Source organism: Streptomyces sp. MBT65 (genome assembly GCF_016612545.1).
Classification (GTDB): domain Bacteria; phylum Actinomycetota; class Actinomycetes; order Streptomycetales; family Streptomycetaceae; genus Streptomyces.
Map to the genome: position 1 here is coordinate 1 of NZ_JAENRY010000314.1, position 8563 is coordinate 8563.

The following is an 8563-nucleotide window of genomic DNA, read 5'->3' on the forward strand; positions in this document are numbered from 1 at the left end:
GGCAGGGGGTGCGGGAGGGTGGGAGCAATCAGGGGTCTGTGGCGTTGGCGGCGCAATCCGCTGCGTCGCGCTACCGATCTGGTCGAGGCCTGGCTGGCCCTCGTGGTCCTGCTGGTGGTCCTGGTCGCCGCACCCGTGATCGGTTCGCTCGTCGGGATGGTCGCGCAGGACACCCTGCAGCGGTCGGTGCGGGAGCAGCGCGCGGACCGGCACGTCGTGACGGCGACGGTGGTCAAGAAGCTGAAGGGCACCGAGATCGACCCCGACCCCGACTCGTCCGCCGCGCGGGACATCCGCACCCGCGTCCTCGCCGACTGGACCGCCCCGAACGGCACCACACAGCACGGCGCGGTGATGGCGAACCTGAACACCCCGCACGCGGGCGACCACTTCAGGCTCTGGACGGATCAACAGGGGCACATAGTGGCCCGCCCGCTGGACTCGGCCACGGCGACGACGCACGCCGTGCTCGCCGGGCTCGGCGCGGCACTGCTGGCCGCCGGGCTCGTCGACAGCGCCAGACGGTTGGTGCTGTGGCGCATGGTCCGCCGCAGGTACGCGCGTTGGGACCGGGCCTGGGAGCGGGCGGGTCCGGACTGGGGCCGGACCGGCACCGGCAGCTGACAGCCTTCCGGCTCTGGTCAACCCACCGCCCGCCCGCACGCTACGGTGGACCGGCGAAGGCTTCGGCATCAACCCGCGTACCACGAGGTGGGGGCACAGCAGCGCCATGGCACAGGGCACGGTCCAGGTGACGCACACCGGTACATCGCGGTGGCGGCGCCGCACAGGTGAGTACGCGTCGCTCGCCGCCGCCCTGGAGGCCGCGGCCGAGGGCGACGTACTGACCGTCGCTCCCGGCACCTACCGGGAGAACCTCGTCGTGCAGCGGTCGGTGACCCTGCGCGGCCCCGAGGGTTCGCCCGGCTCGGTGCGCATCGCGCCCCTGGACGGCGTGCCGTTGACGGTCCGCGCCTCGGCGGTGGTCCAGGACCTGCATGTCGAGGGCCAGGACTCGGCCGCTCCCGCGCTCCTTGTCGAGGACGGCGCACCGGAGTTGACGGACCTTCGGATCGTCACCCGCTCCGCGTCCGGCATCGAGGTGCGCGGCGGCGCCCGCCCCACCGTGCGGCGCTGCACCGTCGACAACCCGGCCGGCATCGGGATCGCCGTACTCGACGGCGGTGGCGGGGTGTTCGAGGAGTGCGAGGTCGTCTCGGCCGGCCAGGCGGGCGTCGCGGTCCGCGGCGGCGGTCACCCGCGCCTGGAGCGCTGCCGCGTCCACCACGCCTCCGGGGTCGGCCTGTCGGCGACGGGCGAGAACTCCTCGCTGGAGGCGGTGGGTTGTGAGGTCTACGAGACGCGCGGCAGCGGCGTCCAGATCACCGGCCGCGCCACCGCGCACCTCACCGACTGCGATGTGCACCGTACGACCGCGGACGGCGTCACGCTCGACACGGACGCGGTGCTGACGCTGGCGGACTGCCGTATCCACGACATCCCGGAGAACGCGGTCGATCTGCGGTCGCGTTCGGTCCTGACGCTGACGCGGACGACGGTGCGTCAGTTCGGGCGCAATGGACTGTCGGTGTGGGACCCGGGCACGCGCGTGGACGCCAACCAGTGCGAGATCTTCGACAGCACGGGCGACTATCCGGCGGTGTGGGTCAGCGACGGCGCCACCGCGGTCCTCGACTCCTGCCGGGTGCACGACGTACCGGACGCGCTGTTCGTGCTCGACCGCGGCTCGCGCGCGGACGTCGTCGACACCGACATCTCCCAGGTCCGCAACACGGCCGTGTCGGTGAGCGACGGCGCCACCGCGCAGCTCGACGACTGCCGGATCCGGGACGCGGCCACGGGCGCGTGGTTCCGCGACCACGGCAGCGGCGGCACCCTCAACAACTGCACCGTGGACGCCACCCAGACCGGCGTGATCGTCACCAAGGGCGCCGACCCCACCATCGAGCGCTGCACGGTCGACTCCCCCGCCGAGGCCGGCTTCTACGTCTCCGCGGGCGGCCGGGGCACCTTCCTCGGCTGCCGCGTGACGGGCAGCGGCGGCTACGGCTTCCACGTCATAGACGGCTGTCGTACGACGCTCAAGAAGTGCCGTACGGAGCGGTGCGCGCGCGGCGGCTACGAGTTCGCGGACGCCGGACCGGATGCGGGGCCCGGCACCGGGCCCGTCGTCGAGGACTGCACCAGCGACGAGAGCGGCCTCAAGCAGCCCACCGCCCATGAGACGGCCGTGGAGACGGCGAGCCAGGCGACCAGTGTGCTGGGCGCGATCCCCGGCCAGCGCACGGCCGCGCCCGAGCCGCCGGTCACCACGCCGGAGCCGGAGAAGGAGTCCCGCACCTCCAAGGCCGTCCTCGGTGAACTCGACGCGCTGGTCGGCCTGGACAGCGTCAAGCGCGAGGTGCGGTCCCTCATCGACATGATCGAGGTGGGCCGGCGCCGCCAGCAGGCCGGCCTCAAGGCGGCCTCCGTCAAACGGCACCTGGTCTTCACCGGTTCCCCCGGCACCGGCAAGACGACGGTCGCCCGGCTCTACGGCGAGATCCTCGCCTCGCTCGGCGTCCTGGAGAAGGGGCATCTCGTCGAGGTGTCCCGGGTCGACCTGGTCGGCGAGCACATCGGCTCCACCGCGATCCGCACCCAGGAGTCCTTCGACAAGGCGCGCGGCGGGGTCCTGTTCATCGACGAGGCGTACGCCCTCTCTCCGGAGGACTCGGGCCGCGACTTCGGTAAAGAGGCCATCGACACGCTGGTGAAGCTGATGGAGGACCACCGGGACGCGGTCGTGGTGATCGTCGCGGGCTACACGGCGGAGATGGAGCGGTTCCTGTCCGTCAACCCCGGTGTGGCGTCCCGTTTCTCACGGACCATCACCTTCAGCGACTACAACGCGGAGGAACTGCTCAGGATCGTCGAGCAGCAGGCCGAGGAGCACGAGTACCGGCTGGCCGAGGGCGCCTCCGAGGGACTGACGAAGTACTTCACGGCGATCCCCAAGGGCGCCGCGTTCGGCAACGGCCGCACCGCGCGCCAGACCTTCGAGGCGATGGTGGAGCGGCATGCGAGCCGGGTCGCCCAGGTCGAGGAGCCGAGCACGGACGACCTGACCCTGCTCTACGCGGAGGACCTGCCCGAGCTGCCCTGAGGCGGCACCTCGGGCCGCAGCCGGGCCAGCAGCCGCTCGCGTTCCTCCGCGAACGCCGGGTCGGCCTGGTAGTCGGAATGGCCGAGGATCGGCGCGGGCAGCGGGTGTCGTGCCGTACGGCCGTACTCCAGTGGGTCCTTGAGGGGTTCGTGGTCCACCTCGGGGCCGCAGCCGGACACCCGCACCGGGCCGCCGATGGGGTCGGTGAGCCGGTACAGATTGCGCCAGCAGTCGACCTCGCGGTGCAGGCGGCTGAGCGCGGCCGGTCCGAAGTGGGCGGGGAACCAGCGGCCGTAGAGGCGCTCCAGGGGTGAGCCGTAGGTGAGGAGGGCGACGCGTCTGCGCTCGGCCGGTTTGAGTTGCCAGGCCGCCGCCGCAGCGAGGACGCTGCCCTGGGAGTGGCCGGAGAGGACCAGGCGGCCGCCGGTGGCGCGGGTCCAGGTGGCGATCCGCCAGGTCAGGTCGGGGACCGCGCGCTCGGCGTAGCAGGGCGGGGCGAAGGGGTGGGCGGCGCGCGGCCAGAAGGTGCCCACGTCCCACAGGATGCCGATGGTGCGCCGCGCGGAGGCGTCCTTGTAGGCGCGCCTGCCCCAGGTGACGAAGAGTATGAAGCCGAGCCCGATCAGCCAGGAGCCGAGGCCCTGCGAGGTCTGCGCGGTGCCGTGCACGAAGGCGTACGTCTCCTCCCCCGCCTGCTCCGGTGTCCGGTCGGTGGTGAAGGCGCCGACGAGGGCTCCGGCGCCCAGGAGCAGGGTCGCTGTCGAGGTGACGGCGACGAGGAGGGGCTCGCGGTCGGTGAGCGAGGCCATCGCGCGCGTGCTCGCGATCCGGGCGGTGCGCGCCCGGTCCTTGCGCCCGCCCGGGTAGTCGTGGGCGACGGCGGCCAGTTCGCTCCGGCGCAGCCGCCAGGTGCGGTGGCCGAGGCCCGCGCACAGGAGGAGGACGAGGACGAGCAGCGGCGGGATCACCGAGGCCTGCCAGGTGAGCAGGACGGGCGGGCCCGCGAGGGACGTTCCGGTGCCGTCCAGCCAGTCGGAGACGCGTTGGGAGACCCCGCCGGACATCACGCCGCCCAGGGCGCAGGCCAGCATCGCGACGGCCGGGCCGCCGAGGCCGTGCATCGCGGCGCGCGGGTCGCGGTGGGTGCGGTGCAGCAGGTGGGCGACCACGGCGAGGGCGATCACCAACAGGCCCTGCACCAGGGCGATTCCACCGAACGCGGCATCGCCCGACAGCCGCCCGGACGACTCCCACCCCGGGCGCGACCAGCCGGCGTACAGCAGGGCGAGCGCGAGCAGCAGGAGTGCGCCGAGCGGCAGGCGTCGTACGAGACGGCGGTCGAGCGCCTGGTCGAGACGGTTCTCGCTACGGCCGCGGCGGCACACCACGTAGACCACGACGAACGCGAGACCGGCGAGTGCGGTCTCCAGGAGGGTGCCGAAGAGAGCAGGTGTGCTGGAGGAAGCAAGTGTGCTGGAGGCGTCGGGTCGACGGTCGAAGCGGGCCGTCGGGACGGTGACGGCCGCGGCGACCGTCAGCAGGCCCGCCGCCGTGTGGGCGGCGCGCAGCCGGGCGACCAGGCGGCGGCCGTACCAGAAGCCGGGGCGGCCCAGGGAGCTGTGGCCGGTCTCGTCCTCGGGTTCGGGTCTGCGGGGCATCGGCTGCTGGGACTCGTACTCGCTCCAGGTACGGCGGGAGAGGTACCAGAGGAGGACGGTGAGCGCGGTCGGCACCAGGGCGGCGAGCGCGAGGCGGCGGCCCGGGCGGCTCCACCAGCTGTCGTGCGACAGAGCCGGCGACAGGAAGCCCAGCCAGGTGTGCCGTTCGGCGCACGCGCGCGTGCCGGCGCACTGCCAGGCGGCGAGGTCGAGGGCGACCTCGCAGGCGGCCGCGACGAGCAGCACCGTCAGGGTCAGTCCCGCGAGCCGTACCAGCAGCCCGTAGAAACGGACCGTCCGTTTCCGATCGCGTGCGGTGGGGCGCATCCAGTGCGCGAGGTTGACGACCATGAACGGCAGCAGCAACAGCCACAGGGCGCGGGTGCCGTTGCCCGAGGTGAGGTTGCACCAGACGTAGGCCTCGCGGATCGGTCCGCCGCGCTGCTCGGCGGGCCGGGACTCGGCGTCGACGTCGGTGGCGCGCCTGAAGACGGCCGCCGTGTCGTCGCCGGTGATCCGCACCGTGCGTGGATCGCCGAGCATCTCCTCGGGTGTGGCGCCGCCGACTCCGTGGACCAGGAGTTCCAGGGCGGGTTCGGTCTGATCGGGCCGTGTGGCAAGGCTCTTCGCCTCGGCCGTGACGGCGTGTTCCTGTACACGCTCCACTGTTCGCACATCCCCCGTGACGCACTGTCTGTCTGTGTCCGTGTGCACACCAGGATCGCGCTTCACGGCGCGTCGCACACGCCCCGTGACGGAATCTCCCCGATCCGGGTGACACCTCCGGGACGAACGATGCCGGAATGACATGTGCGCGACGGGACAGGCGGTGGCGCGGTGCTTGCGGTGGCGTGCGAGGATTGGGGCGTCCGCGCACCGCAGCCGGGGCGAATGTCCTGGTCCGGGCGGGCACGCTGGGCAGTCTGACGGGTGGCGGCGAAAGGACCGGAGCGTACGTGAGTGAGAATCAGAACCTCCTCGCGGAGCAGCGGCGCGCCCTGATCCTCGACGAGGTCCGGCGCCGCGGTGGCGTCCGCGTCAACGAACTGACCCGCAAGCTCGGCGTGTCGGACATGACGGTCCGCCGCGATCTCGACGCGCTGGCCCGCCAGGGCGTCCTGGAGAAGGTGCATGGCGGGGCGGTCCCGGTCGTCGAGGCGAGCACGCACGAGCCGGGTTTCGAGGCGAAGTCGGGCCTGGAGCTGACCGCCAAGGAGGACATCGCGCGGACCGCCGCCGAGTTGGTGGCGCCGGGCACGGCGATCGCGCTCTCGGGCGGTACGACGACCTACGCACTCGCCCACCATCTCCTCGAGGTCCCCGACCTCACCGTGGTCACCAACTCGGTGCGGGTGGCGGACGTCTTCCACGCGGCGCAGCGCACCTCCGGGCAGCGGCAGGGCGCGGCCACGGTCGTCCTCACCGGCGGAGTGCGCACCCCCTCCGACTCGTTGGTGGGCCCGGTGGCCGACCAGGCGATCGCGGCGCTCCACTTCGACATGCTCTTCCTCGGTGTGCACGGCATATCGGTCGAGGCCGGCCTGTCGACACCGAACCTCGCGGAGGCCGAGACCAACCGCCGGCTCGTGCAGTCCGCACGACGGGTCGTGGTCGTCGCCGACCACACCAAGTGGGGGACGGTGGGCCTGAGTTCGTTCGCCGCGCTGGAACAGGTCGACACGCTGGTGACGGACGCGGGACTGCCGGCCGAGGCGCGGGCGGACATCTCCGAGCATGTACGGCTCGTGGTGGCGGGCGAACTCGCCGACGGGGCAGACATCTGACGGACCGCCAGCTATCGTGACGTCGCCCGCGCCGGTCAACTTGCCTTCTCCGCCAAGGGGGTTCGCGTCCATGGCCAACCGTCTCCGCCCCGTCGAGCTCGACTTCATCGACTCCGCTCCGGTGCGTCTGGTCTTCACGCGGGACATGTCCGCGACGCCGGACGCGGTCTTCCACGCCCTCAACGACGATGTGCCGGGGTGGGCCGAGTGGTTCTCGGCCGTGACCAGCGCGCGGTCGCTCGACGACGGATCCAGGCGCGACATCCGACTCAAGGGCGGCGGACACTTCCTGGAGACGGTGATCGCGGCGAAGGCGGCGGAGGTGTACGCCTACCGGATCGACGTCACCAATGCGCCGGGCGCGCGGGCGATGGCCGAGGAGTGGCGGCTGATCCCTGTCGGAGGCGGGACTCGGGTTCAGTGGACGTTCGCAGCGGACGGCACCGCGGTGTTCAAAGGGGTTGTGCGGGTGGCCCGGCCCGGGTTGGGGCGGGCGTTCAGGGAAGCGGTAACGGCTTTGGACCGGCGACTGGCCGGCTAGCGGATCCTCAGGAGTACGTCGTCTGCGGCAGCGTGGTGGCTGCTCGCGCCCGCGCGGCGGAGCCGCACATCGATACAGCCCCGCGCCCCTGGAAGTGACCAACTGGCCTTCATCTAGCCGAGTTTGGCCATACTCCCGTCGCCAACAGCGATGTGATCGCCTCGCTGTACGGCGTGATGTCCAGACCCTGTTCCGTCAGCCACGCGTCCGAGTAGTACTTGTCCAGGTAGCGGTCGCCCGGGTCGCACAACAGGGTTACGACACTGCCCTGTTGGTCGGTTGCGACCATCTCCGCGATGATTTTGAGGGCGCTCCACAGCCCGGTGCCGGTGGAGCCGCCCGCCTTGCGGCCGATGGCTTGTTCCAGTGCCCGTACGGCGGCGACGCTGGCCGCGTCCGGGACCTTCATCATGCGGTCGATGGCGCCGGGGACGAAGCTCGGTTCCATCCGGGGACGGCCGATGCCCTCGATACGGGAACCGCAGTCGCGGGTGACGTCCAAATCGCCGGTGGTCCAGCCCTCGAAGAAACAGGAGTTCTCCGGGTCGGCGACACAGACGCGGGTGTCGTGCTGCATGTAGTGGACGTAGCGCGCGAGGGTCGCCGAGGTGCCGCCGGTACCGGCCGTGGCGACGATCCACGCGGGCTCCGGGAAACGCTCCAACTCCAGTTGGCGGAAAATGGATTCGGCGATGTTGTTGTTGCCGCGCCAGTCCGTGGCCCGTTCCGCGTAGGTGAACTGGTCCATGTAGTGGCCGCCGGTCTCCACCGCGAGGGCGGCCGACTCCTCGTACATCTTGCGCGGGTCGTCCACGAAGTGACACCGCCCGCCGTGGAATTCGATCAGGCGGATCTTCTCAGCACTGGTCGTGCGCGGCATCACCGCGATGAAGGGGACCCCGATCAACTTGGCGAAGTACGCCTCGGAGACCGCCGTGGAACCGCTGGACGCCTCGATCACCGGGCAGGTGGGCCGGATCCAGCCATTGCAGAGGCCGTAGAGGAAGAGGGAGCGGGCCAGGCGGTGTTTGAGGCTGCCGGTCGGGTGGGTCGACTCGTCCTTCAGGTACAGGTCGATGCCCCAGCGCTCGGGGAGCGGGAAACGCAGCAGGTGGGTGTCCGCCGAGCGGTTGGCGTCGGCCTGGACCTTGCGGACGGCCTCTTTCAGCCAGCTCCGGTAGGCGGCGTCACTGCGGTCGACGTCGAGGGTGGCGCCGGTCAGGGCCGGTGGGGTGGTGCTCACGGCGGGGCTCCTTAGGCATTGCGCCGACGGCGTCTCGCGCGGCCGACATCTCGATCATAGGCACCTTCCGCACGCTTCTCACCTGCATAAACACTCCTTTGGGCGGCTCAAAGGCGAGCCTGGGGCGGGGCTACGGCGGGCTGGTGAGGGGCGTGCGGCATGGGCTGGTGA

At 71.6% G+C, this 8563-nt stretch carries 6 protein-coding genes; 4 read left to right on the plus strand and 2 right to left on the minus strand.

The features are described from left to right. Nucleotides 1-18: 18 nt before the first annotated feature. Together JHN63_RS42345 and JHN63_RS42350 are read left to right on the plus strand one after the other, a co-directional pair. A complete protein-coding gene (locus JHN63_RS42345) occupies nt 19-624 on the plus strand; it encodes a hypothetical protein (RefSeq protein WP_200690456.1) in 606 nt (201 codons plus the stop codon). A gap of 106 nt (nt 625-730) precedes the next feature. Then, nucleotides 731-3166 carry a right-handed parallel beta-helix repeat-containing protein gene (locus tag JHN63_RS42350; RefSeq protein ID WP_200690457.1) on the plus strand — a complete coding sequence of 812 codons (2436 nt, stop codon included), beginning with the start codon at nt 731-733 and terminating at the stop codon, nt 3164-3166. Here JHN63_RS42350 and JHN63_RS42355 read toward each other — a convergent pair. Beyond that, on the minus strand, nt 3136-5490 hold the full coding sequence (locus JHN63_RS42355) for a hypothetical protein (RefSeq protein WP_200690458.1): 2355 nt from the start codon (nt 5488-5490) through the stop codon (nt 3136-3138). The genes JHN63_RS42350 and JHN63_RS42355 overlap by 31 nt on opposite strands. A gap of 290 nt (nt 5491-5780) precedes the next feature. Here JHN63_RS42355 and JHN63_RS42360 point away from each other — a divergent pair, with 290 nt between their 5' ends. Next, nucleotides 5781-6608 (plus strand): DeoR/GlpR family DNA-binding transcription regulator, encoded by an 828-nt coding sequence (locus JHN63_RS42360; RefSeq protein ID WP_200690459.1) that lies wholly within the window; start codon nt 5781-5783, stop codon nt 6606-6608. A gap of 70 nt (nt 6609-6678) precedes the next feature. Beyond that, the gene (locus JHN63_RS42365; protein WP_200690460.1) at nt 6679-7149 is read left to right on the plus strand and encodes an SRPBCC family protein; all 471 of its coding nucleotides are present in this window, start codon (nt 6679-6681) and stop codon (nt 7147-7149) included. Between the two features lie 109 nt (nt 7150-7258). Here the strand turns inward: JHN63_RS42365 and JHN63_RS42370 are convergent, their stop codons facing one another. Beyond that, complete coding sequence (locus tag JHN63_RS42370) at nt 7259-8392, minus strand: PLP-dependent cysteine synthase family protein (protein WP_200690461.1); 1134 nt, start codon at nt 8390-8392, stop codon at nt 7259-7261. Nucleotides 8393-8563: the final 171 nt, after the last annotated feature.

Bases quoted from the DNA above. Each gene is read 5' to 3' on its own strand.
- JHN63_RS42350 (WP_200690457.1), top strand. From the start codon at position 731: ATGGCACAGGGCACGGTCCAGGTGACGCACACCGGTACATCGCGGTGG.
- JHN63_RS42365 (WP_200690460.1), top strand. From the start codon at position 6,679: ATGGCCAACCGTCTCCGCCCCGTCGAGCTCGACTTCATCGACTCCGCT.